The 25,786-nt window shown below is 33.2% G+C and carries 27 protein-coding genes, 3 pseudogenes and 1 riboswitch; of the genes and pseudogenes, 22 read left to right on the plus strand and 8 right to left on the minus strand.

The annotated features are described in order from the left end of the window. Window positions 1–99 precede the first annotated feature (99 nt). Both A8L44_RS11205 and A8L44_RS11210 read left to right on the plus strand, forming a co-directional pair. Window positions 100–1,383, plus strand: a complete 1,284-nt coding sequence (locus A8L44_RS11205) for an O-antigen ligase family protein (protein ID WP_066105837.1) — start codon at window positions 100–102, stop codon at window positions 1,381–1,383. Between the two features lie 234 nt (window positions 1,384–1,617). Next, a complete protein-coding gene (locus A8L44_RS11210; RefSeq protein ID WP_066105840.1) occupies window positions 1,618–1,857 on the plus strand; it encodes a hypothetical protein in 240 nt (79 codons plus the stop codon). A 365-nt stretch (window positions 1,858–2,222) separates the two neighbouring features. Here the strand turns inward: A8L44_RS11210 and A8L44_RS11215 are convergent, their stop codons facing one another. Continuing rightward, window positions 2,223–3,647: an immunoglobulin-like domain-containing protein gene (locus A8L44_RS11215; protein WP_077248097.1), complete on the minus strand. Its 1,425-nt coding sequence runs from the start codon at window positions 3,645–3,647 to the stop codon at window positions 2,223–2,225. On the opposite strand from A8L44_RS11215, the gene A8L44_RS18980 reads away from it, so the two are divergent. After that, window positions 3,619–3,789: a hypothetical protein gene (locus A8L44_RS18980; RefSeq protein ID WP_175354285.1), complete on the plus strand. Its 171-nt coding sequence runs from the start codon at window positions 3,619–3,621 to the stop codon at window positions 3,787–3,789. The genes A8L44_RS11215 and A8L44_RS18980 overlap by 29 nt on opposite strands. Before the next feature lie 2 nt (window positions 3,790–3,791). On the opposite strand, the pseudogene A8L44_RS19485 reads toward A8L44_RS18980, so the two are convergent. From A8L44_RS19485 to A8L44_RS11225, 3 genes and pseudogenes are all read right to left on the minus strand, one after another. Further along, window positions 3,792–3,989: pseudogene (locus tag A8L44_RS19485) on the minus strand (immunoglobulin-like domain-containing protein); the annotation flags it as partial. Further along, window positions 3,986–4,528: an immunoglobulin-like domain-containing protein gene (locus A8L44_RS11220; protein ID WP_066105845.1), complete on the minus strand. Its 543-nt coding sequence runs from the start codon at window positions 4,526–4,528 to the stop codon at window positions 3,986–3,988. The gene A8L44_RS11220 and the pseudogene A8L44_RS19485, both read right to left, overlap by 4 nt. Window positions 4,529–4,973: 445 nt before the next feature. Beyond that, window positions 4,974–5,750 carry an SGNH/GDSL hydrolase family protein gene (locus A8L44_RS11225; RefSeq protein WP_066105849.1) on the minus strand — a complete coding sequence of 259 codons (777 nt, stop codon included), beginning with the start codon at window positions 5,748–5,750 and terminating at the stop codon, window positions 4,974–4,976. Window positions 5,751–5,951: 201 nt separating this feature from the next. Here A8L44_RS11225 and A8L44_RS11230 point away from each other — a divergent pair, with 201 nt between their 5' ends. The 16 genes and pseudogenes from A8L44_RS11230 (at window position 5,952) to gloA2 (ending at window position 20,082) form a co-directional block, all read left to right on the plus strand. Further along, window positions 5,952–6,695 carry a YveK family protein gene (locus tag A8L44_RS11230; protein ID WP_066105852.1) on the plus strand — a complete coding sequence of 248 codons (744 nt, stop codon included), beginning with the start codon at window positions 5,952–5,954 and terminating at the stop codon, window positions 6,693–6,695. Then, window positions 6,685–7,383 (plus strand): CpsD/CapB family tyrosine-protein kinase, encoded by a 699-nt coding sequence (locus tag A8L44_RS11235; RefSeq protein ID WP_066105857.1) that lies wholly within the window; start codon window positions 6,685–6,687, stop codon window positions 7,381–7,383. The genes A8L44_RS11230 and A8L44_RS11235 overlap by 11 nt, the downstream gene beginning before the upstream one ends. Window positions 7,384–7,463: 80 nt before the next feature. Next, window positions 7,464–8,228 carry a tyrosine-protein phosphatase gene (locus A8L44_RS11240; RefSeq protein ID WP_066105861.1) on the plus strand — a complete coding sequence of 255 codons (765 nt, stop codon included), beginning with the start codon at window positions 7,464–7,466 and terminating at the stop codon, window positions 8,226–8,228. A 329-nt stretch (window positions 8,229–8,557) separates the two neighbouring features. After that, window positions 8,558–9,451 carry a UTP--glucose-1-phosphate uridylyltransferase GalU gene (galU, locus tag A8L44_RS11245; RefSeq protein WP_066105863.1) on the plus strand — a complete coding sequence of 298 codons (894 nt, stop codon included), beginning with the start codon at window positions 8,558–8,560 and terminating at the stop codon, window positions 9,449–9,451. Window positions 9,452–9,516: 65 nt separating this feature from the next. After that, complete coding sequence (locus A8L44_RS11250; protein WP_441294136.1) at window positions 9,517–10,143, plus strand: sugar transferase; 627 nt, start codon at window positions 9,517–9,519, stop codon at window positions 10,141–10,143. A gap of 49 nt (window positions 10,144–10,192) precedes the next feature. After that, the gene (gene pssD, locus A8L44_RS11255) at window positions 10,193–10,648 is read left to right on the plus strand and encodes a PssD/Cps14F family polysaccharide biosynthesis glycosyltransferase (RefSeq protein ID WP_066105869.1); all 456 of its coding nucleotides are present in this window, start codon (window positions 10,193–10,195) and stop codon (window positions 10,646–10,648) included. Continuing rightward, entirely contained in the window at window positions 10,645–11,121 is a 477-nt protein-coding gene (gene pssE, locus A8L44_RS11260; RefSeq protein WP_066105872.1) for a PssE/Cps14G family polysaccharide biosynthesis glycosyltransferase, read from the plus strand. Before pssD ends, pssE begins: the two co-directional genes overlap by 4 nt. Window positions 11,122–11,203: 82 nt before the next feature. Then, complete coding sequence (locus A8L44_RS11265) at window positions 11,204–12,286, plus strand: glycosyltransferase family 1 protein (protein ID WP_066105877.1); 1,083 nt, start codon at window positions 11,204–11,206, stop codon at window positions 12,284–12,286. 58 nt (window positions 12,287–12,344) lie between these two features. Continuing rightward, complete coding sequence (locus tag A8L44_RS11270) at window positions 12,345–13,202, plus strand: glycosyltransferase family 2 protein (protein WP_066105881.1); 858 nt, start codon at window positions 12,345–12,347, stop codon at window positions 13,200–13,202. 218 nt (window positions 13,203–13,420) lie between these two features. Next, window positions 13,421–14,644 (plus strand): O-antigen ligase family protein, encoded by a 1,224-nt coding sequence (locus A8L44_RS11275; RefSeq protein ID WP_066105883.1) that lies wholly within the window; start codon window positions 13,421–13,423, stop codon window positions 14,642–14,644. Then, window positions 14,644–15,825, plus strand: coding sequence for a glycosyltransferase (locus A8L44_RS11280; RefSeq protein ID WP_066105887.1), 1,182 nt, complete (start codon window positions 14,644–14,646; stop codon window positions 15,823–15,825). Before A8L44_RS11275 ends, A8L44_RS11280 begins: the two co-directional genes overlap by 1 nt. A gap of 61 nt (window positions 15,826–15,886) precedes the next feature. After that, window positions 15,887–17,299 carry a lipopolysaccharide biosynthesis protein gene (locus tag A8L44_RS11285; RefSeq protein WP_066105889.1) on the plus strand — a complete coding sequence of 471 codons (1,413 nt, stop codon included), beginning with the start codon at window positions 15,887–15,889 and terminating at the stop codon, window positions 17,297–17,299. 68 nt (window positions 17,300–17,367) lie between these two features. Beyond that, window positions 17,368–17,628: pseudogene (locus A8L44_RS19555) on the plus strand (hypothetical protein); the annotation flags it as partial. 90 nt (window positions 17,629–17,718) lie between these two features. Beyond that, window positions 17,719–17,874: pseudogene (locus A8L44_RS19560) on the plus strand (DapH/DapD/GlmU-related protein); the annotation flags it as partial. A gap of 230 nt (window positions 17,875–18,104) precedes the next feature. Continuing rightward, a complete protein-coding gene (locus tag A8L44_RS11295; protein ID WP_066105895.1) occupies window positions 18,105–19,424 on the plus strand; it encodes a UDP-glucose dehydrogenase family protein in 1,320 nt (439 codons plus the stop codon). 271 nt (window positions 19,425–19,695) lie between these two features. Beyond that, window positions 19,696–20,082, plus strand: coding sequence for an SMU1112c/YaeR family gloxylase I-like metalloprotein (gene gloA2 / locus A8L44_RS11300; RefSeq protein WP_066105898.1), 387 nt, complete (start codon window positions 19,696–19,698; stop codon window positions 20,080–20,082). A gap of 450 nt (window positions 20,083–20,532) precedes the next feature. Here the strand turns inward: gloA2 and A8L44_RS19365 are convergent, their stop codons facing one another. After that, a complete protein-coding gene (locus tag A8L44_RS19365; RefSeq protein ID WP_302621340.1) occupies window positions 20,533–20,664 on the minus strand; it encodes a hypothetical protein in 132 nt (43 codons plus the stop codon). Window positions 20,665–20,680: 16 nt separating this feature from the next. Further along, window positions 20,681–20,772: riboswitch (cyclic di-GMP riboswitch) on the minus strand. Between the two features lie 502 nt (window positions 20,773–21,274). Between A8L44_RS19365 and galU (A8L44_RS11305) the strand changes: the two genes are divergently transcribed. Beyond that, on the plus strand, window positions 21,275–22,153 hold the full coding sequence (galU, locus tag A8L44_RS11305; protein ID WP_066105901.1) for a UTP--glucose-1-phosphate uridylyltransferase GalU: 879 nt from the start codon (window positions 21,275–21,277) through the stop codon (window positions 22,151–22,153). 63 nt (window positions 22,154–22,216) lie between these two features. On the opposite strand, the gene A8L44_RS18985 is transcribed toward galU (A8L44_RS11305), so the two are convergent. Together A8L44_RS18985 and A8L44_RS11310 are read right to left on the minus strand one after the other, a co-directional pair. Then, the gene (locus A8L44_RS18985; RefSeq protein WP_175354286.1) at window positions 22,217–22,393 is read right to left on the minus strand and encodes a hypothetical protein; all 177 of its coding nucleotides are present in this window, start codon (window positions 22,391–22,393) and stop codon (window positions 22,217–22,219) included. Window positions 22,394–22,532: 139 nt separating this feature from the next. Further along, window positions 22,533–22,853 (minus strand): hypothetical protein, encoded by a 321-nt coding sequence (locus tag A8L44_RS11310; protein WP_066105903.1) that lies wholly within the window; start codon window positions 22,851–22,853, stop codon window positions 22,533–22,535. Window positions 22,854–23,268: 415 nt separating this feature from the next. On the opposite strand from A8L44_RS11310, the gene wecB reads away from it, so the two are divergent. Beyond that, window positions 23,269–24,420, plus strand: a complete 1,152-nt coding sequence (gene wecB / locus A8L44_RS11315; protein ID WP_066105907.1) for a non-hydrolyzing UDP-N-acetylglucosamine 2-epimerase — start codon at window positions 23,269–23,271, stop codon at window positions 24,418–24,420. 108 nt (window positions 24,421–24,528) lie between these two features. Beyond that, complete coding sequence (locus tag A8L44_RS18990; protein ID WP_175354287.1) at window positions 24,529–24,690, plus strand: hypothetical protein; 162 nt, start codon at window positions 24,529–24,531, stop codon at window positions 24,688–24,690. 40 nt (window positions 24,691–24,730) lie between these two features. On the opposite strand, the gene tagU is transcribed toward A8L44_RS18990, so the two are convergent. Continuing rightward, entirely contained in the window at window positions 24,731–25,669 is a 939-nt protein-coding gene (gene tagU, locus A8L44_RS11320; RefSeq protein WP_066105910.1) for a polyisoprenyl-teichoic acid--peptidoglycan teichoic acid transferase TagU, read from the minus strand. Window positions 25,670–25,786 lie beyond the last annotated feature (117 nt).

Genomic DNA, 25,786 nt, shown 5'->3' on the forward strand with positions numbered 1-25,786 from the left:
TTGTAGAATTATTAATATATAAATTATCATCAGTATATTGATGTTAGAATAGAATGGTATAATTCTACAATATTATTTATAGGGGTGGTGGAATTATACTTGTCGGTAGAGTTAGATTTAAAATATGGGGAATCTAAAAGTAAAGTAAAAGTAGAAAAATTACGAGTGATAATTTTTGCAACTTTTTTGTTAGCTTTTTTTACTATACTTCCTTTTTATAAAACATTTGTTGAATTTACTCCATTATATTTAATGAAATATCTTAGCTTTGCTTTTTTTATTATAGTATTAGCTTCGGGAAAGAAAAGGCTTGAATTTGATTCTACTTCCTTTTTTCTGATTTTTCTGATAGTTGTTTTTGGATTAATTAGTTTATTTAATGTCGATATTAATGCAAGTATAACTACATCTATGTATTTATTAATAGGTATTGGCATTGCTGTCTCATCTGAATTAATTTTTAGGGGTTTAAGTAAGGAAGTCTTTAATAAGATTCTTTGGGCGATTTTGATTGCTATCTCAGGCTTAGTTTTGATTCCTTCTCTTGCGCAGTCTCAGTTATCTACTGCTTATTATATTTCAACAGAAGGGCGATATAGATTTACAGGGATATTTAACAATAGTAATGAGTTGGCGAGGTTTTGTTTACTTGGTCTTTTAATTAGCTTAAGGATGCTGAGTATAGTGAAGAAACGAATTGGAATAGTGTTTTTGTGGTTGGTATTAGGTGCTAGCTTATATGTTATTCATATAACAAATTCAAGAACCAGTTTTATGATTGCTATATTAGGTATGGTCGTATATATATTTATAAATATGTATCTAAAGTCACGGAAAACAACCTTGATATTTATTTACTTAATTAGTTTAAGTTTGCTAATAACGCTAATCCCTAGTTTATATAAATATTATTCAGCTTTAGGATTTGGAGGAATTAATCAATTGCTGAGTGGGCGATTAGATTCTTGGAAACCTGTATTTAGCCAGAATTCCATTGATTTATTTTTGGGAGCGGGAACTGTGAGAGAAGGTCTTGCATCGAATGTGGTCCTGGTGAATGGATATATTGAAATAATGCAATATTTAGGTTTGATTGGGTTAACCTGTTGGGCTTTGTTTATTGGAAACATGATAATAAAAAAAATTAGAAGGGTTTATAAAAACCCTTCTAAAAGTAGTATTCAAGGATTAAGTATTATATTTCTTTTCATGTTTTACTACTTTTTTGAGGGTGGATTAGTATCGATAGGAAATCTTGCGAGTATATACTTTTGGTTGGAGTTATCACAAAGAGAAAACTCGCAAAATGAGGTTGTCAGACAACTAATACCAATGGGTAGTATACGGAAGATAAAAATACTTGGTGAAGTTAATTCACAGTAGATAGCTTCTAACTAAATAAAAGCAGAAGAGCTCACATACGGAAGTCCTGTTTTTTATACCTATTAAAGGTGGATAGAATACCCTAAACGAGAGGTTGTAAACTTAGTGAGGAGCGGCGTGCTAAAATGACACGTCAACTGCGAACTATGTACCTTTAAATAAACTGCAATTGGTGAAGTTTCATGAAAGTGGGAAATCTTATAGATATCGCTAATTCTGTGGATTTGGTCATCGATGATTAATCAACAAAAGGAGATATGTCTTACTTATGAAAAGGTTAATTTCCCTTTGGTCCTACATCAATCAACTGTAGTTGGGGCAGTTATTAATGCTATCCTGGCAGAAACAGTTAGAATAATGGCTGATAATAACTTTGAGCCGCCGATCTTCCTGAGTGGAAATATTGATGGAGCAGATCAACATAACCAGCAGTTAGTTGTAAGATATAATGATAGGATCGCCGTGCTGAAATAGTGTTTAAAGCTTACATTATAAGTTTTTATCATAAAAAAGAATGGAACCTTTCTCTATAATAGTGTTATCTATATTATGAAATCCTCCGGTTATTATCGGAGGATTACTTTTTGTTAATTTAATGCATTTATTTGTAAAGTATGTAGTAAATTTATAAACGGACTTATAAATTGTTTTTTATATTCATTTCATTGTATCCCATCCAAAAGAGCTTTAGTCGAAATAACAAGAGGGTGGTCAACTTTTGATGACGATTACACTATACAAAAACAGGTTTCCCTAATGGAAGGAAACCTGTTTTTATCAATTATTTCTTATTTGAATGTGGGTGTGTACATCAAGCTGATCTTCTATTCAAAAACCTCTTATAAAGAGAGTGGATATTGATAAGTCTTTCCATTCTCCGTCCTAACGGTGATAACAACCTCGCTTTGATTCGCCCATATTCCTAGTTTAAAGCTAATGCTCATTCCCCAGTTACTTCTAGGTGAGATATCAGTTTTTATACCGGAATTTTGTAGTGATTCAGCGGAGTGGGAAGTAAACAGCCGATTATTTTCATAAATATCGACCTTCTCGATATATACACTCTCAGAAAATTCCTGATTTATTATGCTGATTGAGAAACTCTTGATTACACCATTAATAGTTGATTTCCCAGATATATAAGGATATACATTTGGACGATCAGAAATGGTAATTGTTTTAGAAGTGCTGATACCATCGACTGTTGCTGTAATGGTTACTGTTCCTTCCAAAATGGTTTCTATCATTCCATCTTCACTAATCGTTGCAATAGATTCATCACTGCTCTGCCAAATGATTTGTTGAATTGTGGCATCCATTGGAGTGACTATAGCTGTTAACTGCTGGGTTTTCCCTGTTTTCATTGTATCTGGAGCGACGATAGAGACACCAGAAACCGGAATTTTTTGAACCGTGATGATTCTTGTAACTACTGCAATATTTCCAGCAGCATCAGAAACTTTATACGTAACAGGGTATTGACCTTCTATTTGAGTATCAACTGAACCATCAGTCGTAATATATGATGTCAGGTCTCCATCATTAATATCGGAAACATTAATGCCGTCTAATAAGTTAAATTCAGTATATAAACCGATTGTTATATCAGAAGCTCCAGAGATGACAGGTTTAATATTATCAACAACAGTAACAATTCTATTATTGGATACAGTATTACCAGATTGGTCGGAAACTGAGTATGTTAATGCATAAGATCCGGCTTTATTGATATTAACCGATCCATTTACACGAATTGAAGATGAAAGATCTCCATCACTGTTATCAGAAGCAGAGATACCAGCTAATGGATCAAATTTTTCGCCAAAAGGTATCGCGATATCTTGAACACCAAGAAGTACAGGATTTACATTATCAATAACTGTTATTTTCCGAGATATTGAAGTAATATTACCGGATTGGTCAGTAACTGAATAAGTTAACATATAGGTTCCAGCTTTTTTAAAATTAACAGAGCCTTCAATTTTAATTTTGGAAGTTAAATTTCCATCGTTATTGTCGGTAGCAGATATTCCTTCTAAAATGTTGATGGTTTCTCCAACATGTAGTTGTATATCTTTTACCCCAGTAATAACAGGCTTAACATTATCGACAACCTTAATGTTGCGAACAATAGTTGTTTTATTTTTCGCTTTATCAGATATAGTATAAGTAATTTTGTAATTACCGGCTTTCTTCACATTGACCGACCCAGTAATTTTAATATTCTTGGTGATATTGCCATCGAGGTTATCTTTCGCAGTCACCCCGGCTAACGGATTAAATGACGAACCAATATTAATCGATTTATTTGTAGCGCCAGATATGGATGGTTTAATCGTATCTTTCTTAACGGTAACCGTGCGTGTAACTGTAGTTTTATTTTTTGCTTTATCAGAAACAGAATAAGTAAGTTTGTAGGTACCAGCTTTTTGAATGTTGACGGTACCAGAAACTTTAATATTCTTAGTGATAATACCATCGACATTATCTTTTGCAGTTACACCATCTAAAGGTCTAAAAGAAGAACCAACATAAATAGTTTTATTAGTAGTGCCAGAGATAGTAGGCTTGCTGCTATCTTTTTTTACGGTAATTGTGCGAGTTATAGTTGTTTGTTCTTTGCTTTATCGGAAACTGTATAGGTGAGCTTATAGGACCCAGCCTTTTTAGTATTGACCGACCCGGAAACTTTAATATTCTTGGTTATAGTACCATCAGCATTATCCTTAGCAGTTACTCCAGTTAGTGGGTTAAAGGAATAACCAATATAGATCGTCTTATTAGTAGCACCGGATAAAGTAGGCTTAGTGGTATCTTTTTTAACGGTAATCGTGCGAGTTGCAGTTGCTTTGTTCTGCGCTTTGTCAGAAACTGAGTAAACAAGTTTATAGGTGCCAACTTTTTTAGTATTGACTGAGCCAGAAACTTTAATATTTTTGGTGATATTGCCATCTACGTTATCTTTGGCCGTGACACCAGATATCGGATTAAAGGAAGGGCCAATATAAATCGTCTTATTAGTAGTCCCCGAAATGGTTGGTTTAACTGTGTCAGCATCTGCTTTAGCTAATACCGGGGTTCCTCCTATTATCATGAATACCAGTAGAATGATAGCAGAGAAAAAAGTGAATTGTTTTTTTATCATGGTACACTTCTCCTAATCTATAAATTAATAAAACCAACCAAATCATACCATTTTACTAGATGAATTGCTATCAAATTTTGGAAAATGTAAGGTGAGAGCCAGACCGTCATATAAGGAGATAGTATGATTCAATGAGGGCTAATCTTATATGGAAGTTAATTTTATATTCATTATGTGAGAGATTGGTGGATATACAAAAGAATGTGTCTTTAGACCCATTCTTTTTACATGTTGTATAGCAGTACCTGTATAATAAGCAGAACCTTTTAGTTACAAATAAATAAAAAGATATCAGCAATATTCGTAACTGATACCCATGTTGTTATTAATCCCTACAATCAACCCAATCGATCCTATTATAATGGTAAGAATTGCTCCAGTAACTATAACAGTTCATACGATGATGATGTGAGAGGTTAGGGGATTAAATCCCCCGTATCCAATTTTATATTCCAAACAACTCATATACCTCTTTACTCCAAATCTGAATTCCTTGTTCATTCGGAGCACTCTTATCCTCTTTCAAATACTCCATCAGTTCGGCTTCGTTCATATAATCAGGCCATTCAGTCCAGTGATCAATATACGTGATGTTATTTTCAGCTGCATATTCCTTTAAGGCATCTACTTGTGTCGGGTAGATGATTGCATTTGGAATAGGGTGAGGCGGCATCAAAATGGCAAAAAGATTTTCATTGATAGACTTCAATTCTTGGATAATAGTTGCAATGTTTTCGTGATTTTCCTCCACTTCTACGACTCCATTATCTGCCAATGTGAAAGCCTCAAGAATCAGAACATCAGGGTTGGCATCCTGATAATCGCTGATTAGCCCTGTTTCTATTAATTCGGTGGATGTACCGTTAAATTCTATATGAGATACCGCAATACCCTCTTCAAATTCTTCTTGTAATTCCTGACTAATTGTTTCCCCTAGGCCGTCATCTTGATCGCCCAATGCTTTGGAACCCGCAATCAAAACATTAGCTTTTTCATGTTTACTGATTCCTTTTTCAAGCGCGCTCTTTAATTCTTGATTTTTAACATTCTTATATAAAGAGCCGGTGCTCTTTTCTGTGTTCATTTCTTTTTTTTCTCCAGTTTGCTTTTTTTTACTCTCCATCGCTACAGTTTCTTCAATTTGATTATTCCAGCTTGTTTGTCCGAAAACTAAAACAACGATGGTGAATAAGGGAAGTAAAAGCGTTGTTATATATTTCATTTTCCATCCTCCGCATTGACAAATTTATTATAGTAATATAATTATTAATATATTATATATTATATATTTTTTTGAATTAAAATGAAAATCCACTATTTTTTCAGAGTTTAATCAGTGTTTTTGTGAACTTCCAGAAAAAGTAAAGGAGTTCAAAAAGATATTGTAGTATAATATATATTATTATTTTAATCGGAGGACGAAATGGAAGAAACTATCAGCTTGAAGGATTTGTTTGCAACCTTAAAAAAACGTGCATGGTTCATTACTATGATTACTGTTTTGGCCATTTTGATAAGCGGAGTAACAAGCTTTTTTATTTTGACTCCAATCTATCAATCTTCTACACAGCTGCTTGTTAATCAGGCAAAGAGTGAAGAAGCATTATATAACCAAAACATGGTTCAAACGAATCTGCAATTCATCGAAACATACAATGTCATTATGAAGAGCCCAGCCATATTGGATAAGGTAATTGAGGAACTAGATTTGGACCTATCGGCAGATGAATTAACCGATAAAATCACAGTAGCAAGTGAACAGAACTCTCAGGTAGTAAACGTATCAGTTACAGATGAGAATCCACACATGGCTGCCAAAATAGCCAATACGACAGCAGAAGTTTTTAAAGAAGAAATCGTTGAAATCATGAATGTGGATAATGTCAGCATCCTTGCGAAAGCAACGGTTTCAGATAATGATTCACCAATTAAACCTCAACCGTTACTTTATATTGCGGTTGCGATGGTAGTAGGTTTGATGGTCGGTGTTGGATTAGCATTCTTAATGGAGCATTTGGACCATACAATCAAAACGGAGCAGGATATCGAGAGAATCCTTGATTTACCGGTTATTGGTGTGATTGGTGTGATTGAAGCGGATAATACACAAATGGAAGCGAGAACAAGAACGAAGCGATCAGGAAGAGGTTGGCAGCATGGCGCGTAATAAGGGAAAACAAACTGGAAATCGAAATCAACGAAAACTAATCACCATGTGGGATGCAAAATCACCGATCTCAGAGCAGTATCGTACGCTTCGCACGAACATACAGTTTTCCTCGGTTGATGAAGAGATTCAAACTATGTTAGTAACGTCTTCTGGACCGGCAGAAGGAAAGTCGACCACTGCAGCTAATATAGCGGTTGTATTTGCTCAACAGGGAAAACGTACATTATTTATTGATGCGGATTTGCGTAAGCCATCCTCACACTACACGTTTTCTGTTACAAACACTTTTGGGCTAACGAGTGTTTTAACGAAACATTCGAATTTAGAAGAAGCTGTTAATATTGTTGAACCGCTTGGATTGCATGTGTTAACGAGTGGACCAATACCTCCAAATCCAGCTGAGTTATTGTCATCAAAAGCAATGAAAGAGCTGATTAACGAGGCAAAGAATGACTATGATTTGATTATCATTGATACTCCGCCTGTAACGGCTGTAACGGATGCGCAGATTATCTCAAGTCTTTGCCAAGGTATTGTGTTGGTAGTCAGCAGCGGAAAAACTCAAATTGAGGATGCAATTAAAACAAAGGAACTACTGACCAAAACTGGTACTAAAATTCTAGGTGTTGTACTTAATAACAAACAAATGAAGGATAACACCTATTATTATTACGGTAATCATTAGAGTATTTTAATAGACTTTATTTTCGGATAGAAGCGTAGCTAGGTTACGACATTATTATACAAATAAGGGGTTGCACAAGAATGATTGATATACACAGTCATATATTACCGAATCTTGATGATGGGGCTAAAAGTTTAGAAGAATCGCTAAATATGGCCAGACTAGCCGTTAGTAACGGCATAGAGACCATTGTTGCAACCCCTCATCATAAAAATGGAAAATATGAAAATGAAAAAGATTCTATTCTATCATTAGTTAAACGGCTAAACGAGGAATTGAAAAAGAATCAAATTCCTTTAACGGTTTTACCAGGGCAAGAGGTACGAGTTTATGGTGAACTGCTTGAAGATATGGAGCGGGGATCCATACAAACCGTGAACGATACATCCTATTTATTAATAGAATTTCCCTCAAATTATGTTCCGCGATATGCCAACACTTTATTTTTTGATTTACTCCAACGCGGAATAAATCCTATTTTGGTTCATCCTGAACGGAATACAGCTATTGTTGATAATCCGAACTTACTATACGACTTTGTACAAAAGGGTGTAAGTGCGCAAATCACGAGCGGCAGTATTGTGGGTAAATTCGGAAAGAAAATTAAAAAAATATCTTTGGATCTGATTGAAGCAAATCTTATTCATTTTGTAGCATCTGATGCACATAATGTTTCATCCAGGCAGTTTTGGATGAACGAAGCGTTGGATGAATTGGAGAAACGCTTCGGGGTGGACCAAATTTATTATTTTGAAGAAAATGCAGAGTTGCTTATTAACGGGCAGACGATTATGAGAGAAATGCCACAGCCAATCAGACAGCGTAAGTTTTTTGGACTATTTTAATGACGAATCTTGAAGGTGTTGCCTCCTATCTTTTATCAAAGGAGGCACTTGGCTAGGTTGTGGGTTAAGAGAAGATTCTTACTATACGACTCATTAATAGGCTGCTGTGATGTTGGGTTAGTCGCCCAATTTTAATGATATGAATAATTAATAGACTGAGTATTATACACTGGGTGTTTGAGAGAATATAAAATACTTAACCTTATTACTCCTATTTAAAATTACTAAACACCTTTATCGTTAAGGTCTGTTTTTGTTTAAGTTAAAAATGAAAGAATTTATACCTACAAATAAATATCATATTTTTGCCTTTAGGAGGAGGAATATTCTTGAAAAAAGTAAGAAAAGCAATTATACCAGCTGCCGGTCTGGGAACACGATTCCTACCGGCGACAAAAGCGATGCCGAAGGAAATGTTACCTATTGTTGATAAACCAACAATTCAATATATTGTGGAAGAAGCGATTGAATCCGGGATTGAGGATATCATTATCGTAACCGGTAAAGGAAAGAGATCCATCGAGGATCATTTCGATCATGCGTATGATTTAGAGAATAACTTGTTGGAAAAGGGCAAGCTAGATCTTCTCGAAAAAGTGCAGGCTCCTTCCAAGGTCGATATCCATTATATTCGCCAAAAAGAACCTAAAGGATTGGGGCATGCTGTTTGGTGTGCGCGCAATTTTATTGGAAATGAACCATTTGCTGTTCTATTAGGGGATGACATTGTTCAAAGTGATAATCCTTGCTTGCGTCAACTCGTTAATGAATATGAAAAAACCTTATCTTCTATTATTGGTGTGCAAACAGTAGGTGACAATGAAACGCATCGTTATGGAATCATTGACCCTGCAAAACAAGAAGGAAGAAGATATCAAGTGAGTAACTTTGTAGAGAAACCATCTCCTGGAACGGCTCCTTCTAACTTAGCTATCATGGGACGTTATGTGCTAACACCGGAAATCTTTATGTTCCTTGAAAAGCAACAAACCGGTGCTGGTGGAGAAATTCAGTTGACAGATGCTATTCAAAAATTAAATGAAATCCAAAGAGTTTTTGCGTATGACTTTGAAGGCACACGTTATGATGTTGGGGAAAAGTTTGGATTTGTGAAAACTACAATTGAATATGCATTACAGCACAAAGACCTCCGCGATGATATGTGGGATTACTTGAAACAGTTGGTTACTGGTTTTGAAACTGAAAAATCAATGGTTGAGTAAAGGCGGGGTCAGGAGTGTCTAGTCAAGTTAATCAGGATACTACTTTATGTAGAGACCAAGATGGATTGATTTGCTTAAATGAAAGTAGTTCTTACTTGTATACTAAACGTTTAATAGATATCGTTGGCTCGTTGTGCGGAATTATTCTATTAGGTTTGTTATTTATTATCGTTGCTATCTTAATTAAAGCAGAGGATCCGAAAGGTCCAGTATTCTTTGTCCAAAAAAGAGTAGGCTTGAACGGAAAAGTATTTAAAATGTACAAATTTCGATCAATGGTTATTGATGCAGAAGATAAATTAAAACATCTTCTTAAATATAATGAAGTCTCTGGTGCAATGTTTAAAATGAAAGATGACCCTCGTATAACAAAAATAGGTAAGTTCATTCGAAAGACAAGTATTGATGAACTTCCCCAATTATTTAATGTTTTAAAAGGGGAAATGAGTTTAGTAGGCCCAAGGCCACCTCTGCCGAGAGAGGTTGAACAGTACTCTAATTATGATAAGCAACGATTGATGGTTAAACCAGGATGTACAGGTCTATGGCAGGTTACTGCGCGCAATAGTGTAGGTTTTAAGGAAATGGTTGAATTGGATTTAGAATATATACGAAAAAGGGCATTTTGGTTTGACATTAGAATAATGATTAAAACCATTTTTGTATTATTTGGTTCTAAAGACGCATATTAAATTGCATTTAAGTTTTTTAAAACAAGTTATGTAGGGAAAGTGTTGAGAGATGAAGATATGTTTTGCAGCCTCTTCTGGTGGTCACTTTGAACAATTAATGATGCTATTTGATTTAATGACATCACATAGCAGCTTTATAATAACTGAAAAAACTAACTATGATACAAATACCAAAGGTATAAAAAAATATGAGTTATCGCAAATCAATAGAAAAGAGATGTTCTTCATATTAAAATTTATTGTTATATTTTTTAAATCTCTTAAAATTTTTTTTGAAGAAAAGCCAGATGTGATTATATCTACTGGGGCTCTGTCCACTGTACCTATATTATTGATAGGTAAAATTTTTAAAAAAAAGATAATTTTTATTGAGTCCTTTTCAAAAATAAACTCGCCAACAATTACTGGTAGGATTATGTATAAAATTGCTGATTTATTTATAATTCAGTGGGAAGAGCTAAGAAAATTTTATCCTAAAGCAGTTTATGGAGGTGGGATATATTGATTTTTGTTACATTAGGATCCCAGAAATTTCAATTTAATAGACTGCTGGTTGAAATAGACAAACTAATTGCTGATGGAATTATCAAGGAACAGGTATTTGCTCAAACAGGTTATAGTGACTATAAACCTTTAAATTATCAATATAAAAATTTCTTGAATCAAGAGGAATTTAATAAATATCTGGAGACATGCGACAAGGTAATAACGCATGGTGGTACAGGGGCAATTGTCGGAGCGCTTAAAAAGGAGAAAAAAATAGTTGCTGTTCCAAGACTTAAAATATTTGAAGAGCATGTTGATGATCATCAAGTTGAAATTATTACAGAATTTTGTAAATCAGGTTTTATAATGTCCATTATCGAAGATAAATCTTTAGGTGAATGTTTAGTTGAATTGGAAGATTTTCGAGTGAAAAAGTATATATCCAATACTAATAATATAGTAAACATGATCAATAGCTTTATAAATAAATAGTATTATTTTAAAAAATAGGAATTTTGATTTGTAATACCGTTATTTACTCAATATATATTTTGTTATTACAAAGGAGTTTACTATGCAAGAAAAAAGCGTCAAGGTCTTGGTTGTAGCTACAACTACATTAGGATTCAACGGTATTACTAATGTAATACTAAATTATTATGAACATATAGATAGGCATAAAGTACATTTCGACGTTGTATTAACTAGAGGTGCAATGGATTGGGTGGTTAATAAGATAAAATCTTATGGTGGAGATATTTACGAGATGCCATGTAGAGATAAAAAGCCTCTAACATATATTAGAAAGCTAAAAAAACTAATATTGGATAATAATTACAGTGTTGTACATGTTCATGGGAATTCAGGTACTATGGCTATTGATATATATGCAGCGAAAATTGCAAAGACAAAAGTTAGAATTGCACATTCTCATAATACTACAGGTAATTATAAAATTGTTCATAAATTATTAAAACCGTTATTAAACAGTAACCGGACACATGCTCTTGCTTGTTCTGATCTAGCGGGTAAATGGGCATTTAATAATAATTTCGAAGTGATAAAAAACGGAATTGATACAACTCGATTTATATATAATCAGGAAATCAGAGATAGATATAGAAAGAACCTCGATTTAGAAAATTGTTTTGTAATTGGTCACATTGGTCACATGTCTTATCAAAAAAACCATGAGTTTTTGATTGACATTTTTTTTAGAGTGTATAAGAACAATAAAAATGCAAGACTTCTCTTAATAGGTGATGGGAAAAACAGAGAAATGATAGAAAGCCAAATAAATGATCTTTCTTTATCAGAAGCTGTTATCATGTTGGGGAAAAGAGATGATGTAAGTAGTCTTCTCCAGGCAATGGATGTATTTTTACTCCCTTCACGCCATGAAGGTTTAGGTATTGTTAATATTGAAGCTCAAGCCACAGGTTTAAAGTGTGTTGTTGCAGATACTATTCCTCAGGAAGCAAAAGTAAGTGAGAATATTCATTTTCTTTCTTTAAATAGTCCTATAGAAGATTGGACGGATTTAATATTAAGCTTTGAGGAAGGATATGTTAGAAAGAATTCTTCTCAGCTTATTATTGATAATGGATATGATATTAGACAAGTAGTAAGAAGGCTTGAGAGTATCTATTCACATTAGAGAAAAAAATGATGTATTCATATAATTAAGTAGGAGACATTGTATGGGGGGAGTTTAAATGATCTCTGTAATTATTCCAACATATAACAGGGCAAATGTCATTTCAAGATCAATTAAAAGTGTACTGGAACAAACATATAGGGATATTGAATTAATTATAATCGATGATAATTCATCAGATAATACCGATCAAGTGATTTCTAGGTTTAATGATAGCAGAATCAAGTATATAAAACTAGATAATAATAAAGGAGCATGCTTTGCTAGAAACTATGGAGTGGAAATATCAAAAGGTGAGTATATTGCATTTCAGGATAGTGATGATTACTGGCTCCCTATGAAGCTAGAGAAGCAAATCAAATTTCTTCAAGAGAATAATTATGATTTAGTATCTTGCCAAATACGAATAAATAAAGGAAATGAATATAGAATCTTTCCAAGAGTGGAACTTATTAATGATGACAATATATATATTCAAAATTATGTAAGTACCCAAACAATTCTATGTAAAAGAGAATGCTTTAACAGATATAAATTTGACGAAAATTTACCTAGATTTCAAGATTGGGATTTTATCTTAGGGATTATTAAAGAGTTTAAAGTAGGAGTAGTTACTGAGCCTTTAGTGGATGTTTTTTTACAAGAAAACAGTATTAGTAAAGATCCAAAAAAAGCAATACTTGCTCTTGAAGAATTCATACAAAAACATGCCATTAACAACAAAGTAAAAGCACACTATTTTAGACTTTTAGGTGTGTATAAGCTACAAGATAATCAACCTTATAGTAGTGATATTAGAAAATCATTTTTCAAATATCCTTTTAATAAAAAAATAATACTAGATTTAATATTGAGCCATTTAAACTTGAAAAAGCTACATTATCATATATACAAAAAAATGGGAAGGTTTAGTTAGGCGGTAACTTAAAGGTTTATTACACTCAAGATTAATAAACACCTAAAATACTTTAGATTATGGGGTTAAAATAATGTCAATCTCAACCTTTACACGTGCATATGAGCATCTTAGTCTTCAAGTATCATAATTGAATATTAAGGTTGAGAGTAAAGCATAAAACTTATTTAACCCCATTTATCTAAAGCAAAATAACGTATTTAAATATAGGTGAGAAAATGGACATATCTGTTAGGAAAGAAAATTCTATTACAAAGCTAATAATACTGATGATATTAGCAATATTTTGTTTGCCAGGTGAACTTAGAACAGGTATCTTTGGGCATAGTTTGGGAATTATCAACTATATAGCGATATTTCTTCTGTTATACCTACTGTTATATAATCTTCAGAATATTAATTATAAGTATATTATATTTGTATATATTACAATCTTATATTATTTGCTCAGTTCTTTGTTATATGAAAATAAGCTAACTACTATAATAACAGTAGTATGTAGTCATCTAATCCCATTGTTACTTATTGGTGTGAAAATACCGCCTGATAGTTTAAAGAAAGTATTTACCGCATTATTAAAAACCTTAAATACTATAATGATAACTATTACAATTATCGGGATGATTGAATTTGTAACGAATATAGACATATTTGTTCATATAGCAAAATTTATGACTGCTAGATTTCAAGAACTACTAATGAACCAGCAAAGTAGATCAGGCTATAGACTATATTCTTTTATGGGTCACCCTTTGTTTAATACCCAACTATATTTAATGTTTTTTACCTTAAACATGATTTACAATAATTATTTTCAAAAATTGTTATCCGAGAAGATAGTCGTTTTAATCGCATTAATAGGAATTGCTATGACAGCAAGTAAAACAGGCTTTTTACTTATTTTTATTGCAATTATTTTTTTGCTATATAAAAAATCAAGTTTAAAGTACTTAGTCTCTATATTTGTTCTTTTTACTATTATTGCGATCTTAGTAACATGTACAGATCTCTTTGCAAATACATTAAGTCGTTTTGCTGAAGGAAGTTTGACTACTGGAAGAGCTGAAAAGTGGGAAGAAGTAAGTTCATTGAATTACTTTCCTATAAAATTTTTCATTGGATACGGGCACGGATTTACTTTTGTTTATAATAATTATATAGATTGGGCCTCTGCTGCATTTGAATATCCATTCAGGATGTTTTCACTGGAATTAGGGGTTTTCTTAACAATATTTATATATATAAGTATTGGTGTATATCCTATGCTTAAACTAATTCAAAGAAGACAATTTTACCTTTTGATGGCTTATTTAATAGTTTTTGTAGATGTAAATACCTATAATGGTCTATCACTAACAGGTGATTATATGCTTGTATTTACATTGTATATTTTTATTATATTAAATGTATCAAATCTACTAATTACGAAGGGATTTAAGTAATGAAAATAGCTTTTTTGTGTCAAAGTATTTTCAGTGACGGTGGTGTACAAAGGGTTGTTACTAACATAAGCAATATGTTATCTGAAGAACATGAAATAGATATAATATGTACAAATGTAAATATAAAAGTAGACAAAAAAAAGTATGGGCTTCTAGAAAATATTAAGGTAATATACGAACCGATTGAGCAAAGAGATAAACTGTCTTTAACTTGTTTAAAAGCTTTTAGGGCTCTTAATCTTTATACTAATATTTTTAACAATAAGTTTTTATATAAATTATTGGCCAGCATTTATTACCCTGCTAAACAAAGAAAAAAACTAGTTGATCTAGTTAATAAGAATAAATACGATGTCATTATTGGATGTGAAGGATACTATTCTATTTTATTAGGGATAGTACAAAGAGATATTAGTACAAAGACTGTTACATGGCAACATAGCTCATATGATGCCTATTTTAATACTAAATTTAAATATAATTGGAATAGAGAATATTTATATAAGAAATATTTAAATCAAGTAGATAAGAACATTGTTTTAACAAACCTTGACAAGCAGAAATATATATCTAAATTTGGAATTAAATCAGAGGTACTATATAACCCTTTAAGCTTTGAAGTTAAGAAAAAAGCGGATTTATGTTCAAATGTAATTATTTCTGCAGGAAGATTAACACAGGCTAAAGGATTTGATAATTTAATAAAAGCCTTTGATCTAGCTAACCAAAAAAGTATTGATAATTGGGAGCTATGGATCTATGGAGACGGAGAAGAAAAAGATAGATTAAAAAAAATTATAAATGAACGAGGTTTAAGGAATTATGTTAGCATTAAACCTTTTACCAATGAGATATCAGAAAAACTTAGAGAAGCTTCGATCTATGCAATGTCCTCAAGGTGGGAGGGTTTTGGGTTAGTAGTAATAGAGGCAATGGAATCTGGACTCCCAATTGTTTCTTTTGATGTTAGTGGTCCCAAGGAGATATTAGACGGTTATAATTGTGCTATCTTAGTAAAACAAAATGACATTAGTAGCTATGCAGATGCATTAGTTGAGTTAATGAATGATTATAACAAAAGGAAAAAACTTGTAGAAAATGGCCTGGAACGTGTAAAGGATTTTCATAAGAGTAATATATTAATATCATGGAACAATTTATTGAAAGATCTAGTTCAATAAGGTATAAACCCGAAATAAAAATAATAGAGGTGAAATAGATTAGATTTAAATCTATTTAAATATGAAAAAATTTATAAATAGTTTTTTGCTTTTCTCAATGGGACCCGTAATCGGTGCAATTATATCTATTGTAACGATACCTTTAACAACGTATTTTATTTCTCCTGAGGAATTTGGTAAATCTAGTATGTTTACTTTATTTCTTGGCTTAATAGTTACTGTATTATATTTAGGAATTGATCAAGCTTATACCAGAGAATTTCATGAATCAAATAATAGAATAAATTTACTAAAAAACGCCATGCTATTACCATTGTTAATATCAGTGTTTTTATTTATCATAATTATTTTCAACTTGAATTTTGTCTCAAATGTATTATTTGGATCACCAGAATATAAGTTTGCTGCTTTGTTATTTGGGGTTACAATAATTTTTATGGTATTAGAAAGATTTATTATGCTTTCTATTAGAATGGAAGAAAAGGCTTTAGAGTATTCAATCTTAAATATTATATTGAAATTAAATATATTAATATTAACTCTATTTTTTGTTTTCTTTATAAGGAGAGATTTCCTGACAGTTGTATATTCAACAGTTTTTGGGCAAATATTAGCAGATATGTACTTGATTATTCGGTACCGGGTATATTTAGATTTTAGAAAATTTAAGTTTGATAAATCATTAGTTATAAAATTGGTGAAATTTGGTGCTCCGCTGATAATTGCTGCATCCTTTACCCGTTTATTAAACTCTATGGACAGAATTGCTTTAAGAACATGGAGTGATTTCTATGAAATTGGAATTTTTACTGCTGCATTAAAAGTATCAGCAACCCTTACTATTATTCAAACTAGCTTTACAGCCTTTTGGACACCAATCGCGCTCCGTTGGCATAAAGAGAAAAAGAATCCTAAGAACTTCGAGTTAGTAAGTAACTCTATTTTGTTATTACTATCTTTTTTATTCTGTTTAATATTAATTTTCAAGGATTATATTGTACTTATTTTGTTAGGAAGTAAGTATATGGATGCAACGACCATAATTGGATTATTATGCCTTTACCCTATTATGTATACTTTAAGCGAAACCACAACATTAGGAATAATATTTTCAAGAAAAACTCATTATAATATATGGGTAAGTATACTCTCGATAATACCTAATATATTATTGAACATTGTGCTAGTTCCCTATTTTGGAGCCGTAGGTGCAGCTATTGCAACAGGATTTTCTTATATAGTTTTTTTCGTGTGTCGTAGTTATTTTTCGAGTAAAAATTGGGTTGGTTTTTCTGTTAAACCACATATTATTATAACTGCTATATTATTTATGGCTGCAATAATAAATGCTCAAAATTATAATTACTCTACCTATATTAATCTTGCTTTTTTAGTTTTGATTATTATTATCCAAATACCTACTATAAAAAAATTAATTTCTTTTAAAAAAGATAATGATTATGATTTTAAGTAACTAACAAAAAATGGTTGGGAATTCAATTAATTAGATTTAAAGTCTTTAGGACTAAACTGGAGGCAAACGTGAGCAATTTTTTACATTATATATATAAGTATATAGCGACGCACTTACCTAACTCTAGATCTAAATTTTTTGGTAAGACAAGCAAGAAAATCAGGGAGATATTATTCAACAAAATTACAGGAAATCAAGGGAAAAACCTGAACATTCAAAGACATGCATCTTTTTCAAAAAAAGTAATCCTTGGGGATAACTCAGGGATAGGTACAGGTTGTGTAATAGAAGGTCCTACAATTATAGGGGAGAATGTTATGATGGGTCCTGATGTATTAATATATACTGTTAACCATGAAACATCGAATATTAGTATACCGATGATAAAACAAGGGATGACAGATCCCGAAAAAGTTAGTATTGGAAATGATGTTTGGATTGGTGCCAGAGCTATAATTCTTCCTGGTGTGTCAATAGGTGATGGGGCTGTAATTGCAGCAGGCGCAGTAGTTACAAAAGATATAGCTCCTTATTCTGTAGTAGGTGGAGTACCAGCAAAATTAATTAAAATGAGAAAGTAGTAATATCAATTCTTTTCTAAGGATTGTTTAATCTTCTATCTAAAAATAAATTATTATAGTAATATTATGAATATTAAGATTTTTGGTATTTAGGGTTAATATTTATTATTCAGTCGTTCTCTAGCATAATTCAACGAGGATACTCATTAGTAAAAATAATTTGTGTACATTAAATATAATTTAATAATCATACAAAGTATATAAAATTATCGGAGGGTTAAAAAATGAAAATTGCTGTAGCTGGAACTGGTTATGTTGGTTTAGTAACAGGAGTATGTCTTGCTGAGTATGGCCATTCTGTTACATGTGTAGATATAGATGAAAATAAAGTGGCTATTATGAAAGCAGGCATTTCTCCAATTTATGAACCTGGCTTAGAGGAATTAATGAAGAAAAACACAGATAAGTTAATTTATACAACTGACTATCATGCAGCATATAAAGATGCTGATGTAATTTTTATCGGTGTAGGTACTCCGGAAAAAGCTGATGGATCCGCCAATTTAGCTTATGTTTATGAAGTAGCTGAGCAGATTGCTCGGAGTATAGAAAAAGACTGTGTAGTTGTTGTGAAATCCACTGTACCTATTGGGACGAACGATAAGGTTGAGGAAATGATTAAACGCAATTTAGTTCATGACGTCAATGTTTATATTGCTTCTAACCCAGAGTTTTTAGCGCAAGGGACAGCAGTTCGTGATACTTTACAAGCTTCTAGAGTTGTAATTGGTGCTGAAGAAGATTACGCAGCGGAGGTTTTAAAAGAGGTTTATAAAGGGTTTAATGCACCTATCGTTGTGACAAATCGTAAGAGCGCAGAGATGATTAAATACGCTTCCAATGATTTTCTGGCACTAAAAATCTCATTTATTAATGAGATTGCGAACTTATGCGAAACCATTGGAGCAGATATTGAAGATGTTGCGCTTGGTATGGGCCTTGATGGTCGTATAGGAAATCGTTTCTTAAATGCTGGGATTGGCTATGGTGGTTCCTGTTTCCCTAAAGATACAAAGGCATTACATTGGATAGCAAGTTTCCATGATACTGAGTTGAAAACAGTTAAGGCTGCGATTGATGTCAATGAGAATCAAAAACTTAAGTTATTTAAGAAATCACGTAAGTATTATAATAATCTACAAGGGTTAAATGTTGCGGTGTTAGGGTTAACGTTTAAGCCTGGAACGGATGATTTAAGAGAAGCACCTTCATTAGTAAGTATTCCATTGATACTTGAGGATGGAGCAAAAGTAAAAGCGTGGGATCCAGTTGGTGTTGATAACTATAAGAAGATATATCCTAATGAAATTACGTATTGCAACTCAATAGAAGAAACTCTTAAAGATGCAGACATTTGTTTTATCTTTACTGAATGGGATGAAGTTAAAGATTTTGATTTAGCGAAGTATAGCCAGTTAATGAAGAACCCAATTATCCTTGATGGTCGTAACTGTTATGCTTTGACGTCTGCTAAAAAAGCGAATGTACTTTATGAATCTATTGGTAGAGAAACTGTAAATAATTTAGAAGCTGCACTTGTTTAATCTTAAAGCAGACTTGATTTTATTTAAAATCAAGTCTGCTTTTTTTATATGTAAATAAACCTGTAATTAATGTCTAACTATGAAAATTAAACTATAACAGGATACTTAATGAAGTTCCCCATACCAATCCAACTAAGAAATTTCCTTGTTCCTTCAAATGCACAACCTATTTGAGTTCAATTGTAATTTATACAATGTTCTGTGTGCTATAAAAAAGTAAGGTGAAGGGTGACAGGAATTTAGATTCAAAAATATAATAAAGGAAATTATAATGAAATTACTTAACATTCATCACATCGCCATTATTTGTTCAGATTATGAGAAATCAAAGAAATTTTATGTGGATGTACTTGGCTTTAAGCCTATCCGTGAGGTTTACCGAGAAGAAAGAGATTCCTATAAGTTAGATTTAGAGATAAATGGAACATACCAAATTGAATTGTTTTCCTTTCCGAATCCACCTTTACGTCCAAGTTACCCAGAAGAAACTGGATTAAGGTATCTGGCATTTGCTGTAGAAAATATTGAAGAAGCAGTAACATACTTGCGTCAACATACTGTATCAGTTGAAGACATTCGAGTCGATTCTTTTACTGCTAAAAAGTTTACGTTCTTTGCTGATCCGTATGGGTTACCAATAGAGATTTATGAGGATTAACGTAGAAGTATATAATCATTTCGTCTATTCCGTAAATAAGGGAACGTCTGTTAGATGATTTAGCATCAGCACATTATTATTATATTTTCTTAATAAATAAAGAGTGTTTCAAAAAGTGGAGAAAACGTTAACGATTTCTCCACTTTTCTACTATAAAATGCCTCAAAAATCCTCCCCAACACTAGTACTACTAAAAATAAATTCACGATATCTTCTAAGAAGGAACCTCGAATTTTAAACTAGGATATTGAAGAAGATATAAAAACTTTTCAAATTCCATCTTTTATTCAAAATATTTTTGACATTTCGGTGTTTTTATGTAAGGTATTTTAGCCATTCATTTTAAGATATGTGTATGAAAAATTGCTACGTAGATAGAACCCTCTTCCTGCATCAAAAGATAAGATGAATGAACATAAAAAAGAATGGAACCCATAGTTCCACTCTTTTTTACATATTGTATAGCAGCACTTGTAATCCTAAAATGATTCCGATAGCTACTACAATTAAGCCTGCATAGGTTGCAGTCTTTTTAAGTTTTCTTTTTCTGTACATTTCCTCAGGAGTTTGATAGTAATTCAATTTCGTGCCTCCTCGTTTTGGTAACTGGCTGACTTAGCTAGCATGAGACGAGCTTTAGTCCCTTTAGTTTTGCGTCACTAGTTTTCGCTAGCTTTGCTTTTTCGACGTTTAATATAATGGTACAAAATGTATTAAATATAAAACAGGGACTAAAGTCACATTTTGTCAAAAAGTAGGAAAAAATATTTATCTCTAAGTATTAGAACAATTTAAAAGATACCAATATGTTAAAGTAACTGTCAATGCTGTTTTGTATATGGATAATTTTACATCCTAATTATATAATCCGCTTTTCTATTTACTTATAACAGTTAAATCTAACTAGTTTTGCTGTAATACATTATCCTTCTAATCCCCCAGTAAAAAGCAATCGCTAACAATCTAAGTGAAGGAGAAGGTTCCAGATTATATTTAGCTTATTTCTCTCAAAGGGAATTTGGTGGTTGGGCTGAATAGCGGGAATCATTACTATTAAATACTGTTAACATCTTGCTTTCCCAGAAAAACTAAATTTGAGCGGGCTGTTTATTTACTTTTGGAGGAATAGAATGGAAGTTGGGGAATTAGATATATAGAGTGAATGATTATACTGATGATAAAGGGGATTCGTATGAAAAAAATCAAGAAAGCAATCATACCTGCAGCAGGGCTTGGCACAAGATTTTTACCAGCAACAAAGGCCATGCCGAAGGAAATGCTTCCGATTGTAAATAAACCGACCATTCAATACATAGTCGAAGAAGCCGTTGCATCTGGCATTGAAGACATTATCATTGTGACAGGTAAGGGGAAGAGAGCCATTGAGGATCATTTTGATCATGCTGTTGAACTAGAACATAATCTGAGGGAAAAGCGCAAATTTGAATTGTTGGAGGAGGTTCAAAGACCTTCTGAGCTTGCGAATATTCATTATATCCGCCAAAAGGAACCAAAAGGTCTCGGCCACGCCATCTTTTGTGCGCGTAATTTTATCGGGGATGAGCCATTCGCTGTTTTGCTTGGTGATGATATCGTCATCCATGATAAGCCGTGCTTACAGCAATTGATTGAACAGTATAAGGTACTTGATTCATCAGTTATTGGCATTAAAGCTGTACCTGAAAATGAAACCGACCGGTATGGGATTATCGATCCTATTCATATGGATGGGCGTTGCCATCTGGTAGGCAGCTTTGTGGAAAAGCCGGTGAGAGGAACAGCACCTTCTAATCTGGCTATTATTGGGCGATATATTTTTAAGCCAGAGATATTTGATTTTCTCGGTGAAATGGAAGTAGGAGCGGGCGGTGAAATTCAATTGACCGATGCCATTCAAAAGCTCAATCAGATCCAGCGTGTCTATGCCTATGAATTTGAAGGAGAACGATATGATGTAGGTGAGAAGCTAGGGTTTATCAAGACTACAATTGATTTTGCTTTGAAAAATGAAGAGCTAAGAGAGGATGTTCTAAAATATATTGCTCGGCTGATCGAAACGGAGAGAAGATGAGTTGGTTTTATGGAGTAGAATGGTAAGAGCGTACTCCAATTCTACTCCATCTATATGAATGAATCACCCATTGGATTGTTCACCTGAAATATAAAATTTCTCGATTTCATTAAGCTTTAAATGTAAGTCATTAATTTTTTTGTTTAAATCCTTTTTCATATCGGGATTTGTACAGGAATCTGCTTTATTGATAAGGCGTTTTAGTTTATATTCATACCATAGATGTTTTAGGAGTATCATTTTAGCACCTCTTTTTGTTCAGTATATAAAATATATATTCCCTTCTAATTCTAAAATAATCCTTTTGTCCTGAATATAGGTAAAAGGGTGGAGTCTTTATTACAGAAAAAAAGACTGAACACTCTAAAGTCTAGTCAGTTCAGTCTTCTTTTTGTTCAATTAGAGGAGTAAGGTCCTGTAGTATCCCTTTTAATTCAGTGCTTTGGTGCTTCGAATCATCATACACTTTTTTGATCACCTTTTGGGCTTCTTTTAGCTTTTTCTGCTGCTGGTCATTAATTGATTTTCGTTCATTCTCGAGTTGTGCTTCTTCTAGGCTCTGGTTTGCCTGATCCTCTGTGTATTTCTTGTGCGCTTCTGCACGGGTCTCATCAATTCCCGCATGATAATGGTTATTCCCATAGACTAAAAATCCAATACACAATAGAGCTGTTACACCTGTAATCCCTATTCGCTTCATAGATCACCTCTTATTCTTTTTCAAATATTAACACGTTGGTTTCCGTCTGAATAGGCTATTTCAGTAAGTTTTTTAGCGTCTGAAATAGCCTGTTCGATATAGTTGATGAGATAGAGGTAGGATGTTTTTTCAGGAATATTAACTGACCATTAATTTGTGTATGAATAAAACCGAAATTTGTAAATTATGCCTATTAGTTCCTGGAATAATGTTTATGATTCAGGGTAATAGAGAATAGCGAAAGATTATATTAATAATGGAGTTTATTATCTATAATATATATATATGGTAATATGAGGATGTTTTTTAATATTTCCTTTGTTCTAATGATGCTTACTTGTTAGTATAGGATATATGAACTAACTTGGAGTTTTGAGTTCAACGCTTATTGATTGTCGAAAAAAGGAGAGTTCCGATGGCTCATAAAATAAAGGTAATGACTGTTTTTGGTACAAGGCCGGAAGCGATTAAAATGGCTCCCTTGGTTAAAGAGTTAGAAAAGTATTCAGAGCAAATTGAAACGATTGTTACGGTAACAGCCCAGCATCGTCAAATGCTTGATCAGGTACTTGATATATTTGATATTCAGCCGGATTATGATTTGAATATTATGAGAGATAAACAAACATTGGCAGGGATTACGACCCGTGCACTTGAAGGGCTTCACGAGGTAATGGGGGAGGTTAAACCGGATATTGTGCTTGTCCATGGTGATACCACCACAACATTCGTAGCAAGCCTTGCAGCGTTTTATCAGTCTATCCCGGTTGGGCATGTCGAAGCAGGCTTGCGGACACATAATAAATATTCTCCATATCCTGAGGAAATGAATCGACAGCTTACTGGAGTCTTAAGTGATTTGCATTTTTCACCTACCTATCAATCCAAACTCAATTTGTTAAATGAAAATAAACCGGAGGATTCAATCTTTATCACCGGAAACACAGCGATTGATGCATTGAAAACAACCGTAAAAGAATCCTATTCCCATCCTATTTTAGATGCTGTGGGCGAAGCCCGTCTTGTTTTAATGACCGCTCATCGCCGGGAGAATCAAGGTCAGCCGATGCGTAATATGTTTAAAGCCATTCAGCATTTGACTGAAGTTCACCAGGATATTCAAGTGGTCTATCCTGTCCACTTAAACCCTGTCGTTCGAGAGCTGGCAGCTGAAATTTTGGGTGAAAATCCGCGTATTCATTTAATCGAACCGTTGGATGTGATAGATTTTCATAACTTTGCATCCAGATCCTATTTAATCCTGACTGATTCAGGCGGTGTTCAGGAAGAAGCTCCATCTCTTGGGGTTCCGGTATTGGTATTAAGAGACACGACAGAGCGGCCGGAAGGAATAGAAGCCGGTACATTGAAGCTCGCAGGTACAGATGAGGATGTTATTTTCAATATGGCAAATGAGCTTTTATCAGATGAAAAGTCACATGCCAAAATGGCGAAAGCATCCAATCCTTATGGAGATGGAGAAGCATCCAGACGTATTGTCGAGGCCATTCTCTATTATAAAAGGGAAAGAAATGAAAGACCGTTGGATTTTTTGTCATCTAAGTAAATGATTGTTTCATCAGTATTATTTTTCTGTGTCAAAATCTTTCACTTATTTACAATATATAGATTAATTTGTATAATTAGGTAATGGTTTTTGGAGGAGAAAAGTGAAATGACAAACGAACTAAAATACAGAGAGACTGAGGATACTCAGGTAAGAGCATTTATGGACCTAATCAAAAATGCCTACAATCGTGGTACAACTGATGAAACATTAACTGCCCAGGAATTCATCGAAGAAATTAAATCGGAAATCAAAAATATCTATAAATGATAAAACGGATTAAGCTAGCTGCTTAATCCGTTTCTTTTATTTACTTATTGATTTGTAAATGTTTCTTTAACGTATCCTGAAGGTTTGTCAGAGATTCGTTGGAAGGAATATAATAATAAATTTTATTTATTTTCGTTCCTTGCCCTTCAAGCTGCAGCTGTTCTAATGACTTAGTAGCTTCCTTGTAATTCTGCTGAATGCTGACTATTTGAGAGAAGCTAATATCGGTTTTTACATTATTACCGAGTGCGTCAAAAATACCATCAAAGCGGGTTAGAGAAGAAAGGCTGGCGCCTTCTTTAAGGACTGCCTGGATAACTTGCCTTTGTCTCATTTGGCGCCCGAAATCACCGCGTGGATCCTCATACCTCATTCGTGAGTATTTTAGGGCTTGTTCGCCATTCAAATTAAGAGTTCCTTCTGCGAAGTGTTGCCCCTCATAAGTAAAATCAAGATCATTTACCACAGTGACACCACCAACAGCATCGACGATATCTTTAAATCCTTCCATGTTAACTTGTGCATAATAATCAATCGGAATATCAAGGAAGTTCTCTACTGTATCCATAGACATTTCGACACCGCCAAAGGCATATGCATGGTTGATTTTATCTTCTATTCCTTTTCCGATAATTTCCGTCCTGGTATCACGAGGGATACTTACCATTTTGACTGATTCGAGGATTGGATTTACCGTCAGAACAATCATCGTATCAGAGCGGCCCTTATCGCCTTCTCTTTCATCTACACCTAATAAAAGTACAGAAAAAGGTGTCTTATCCTTCAAGCTGACCTTCTCTACCCTCTTTTTAGAACCATCCCGATCGATAGGATCATGCATTGCGTCTAACGCATTGTCGAAGGAACGATACACCGTAAAGGCAAATACACCGCCAACTAAAACAAATATCCCTATAATTCCCAAAACGATTTTCTTCCACGTTTTCATCTTTTTCTTTTTTGTTCTATCTGTTCTCATATAGCTCCCCGTTTTCTACAAAATATAACAATCTATTTATATTATATAATATTTATATATGATTGAAACGAAGAAATTACATATAGTCCTTTTATTAATTAATATTAATTTAAGAGT

It is taken from the genome of Bacillus sp. FJAT-27986, assembly GCF_001685035.1.
In the GTDB taxonomy this organism is placed as follows: Bacteria; Bacillota; Bacilli; order Bacillales; family Pradoshiaceae; genus Pradoshia.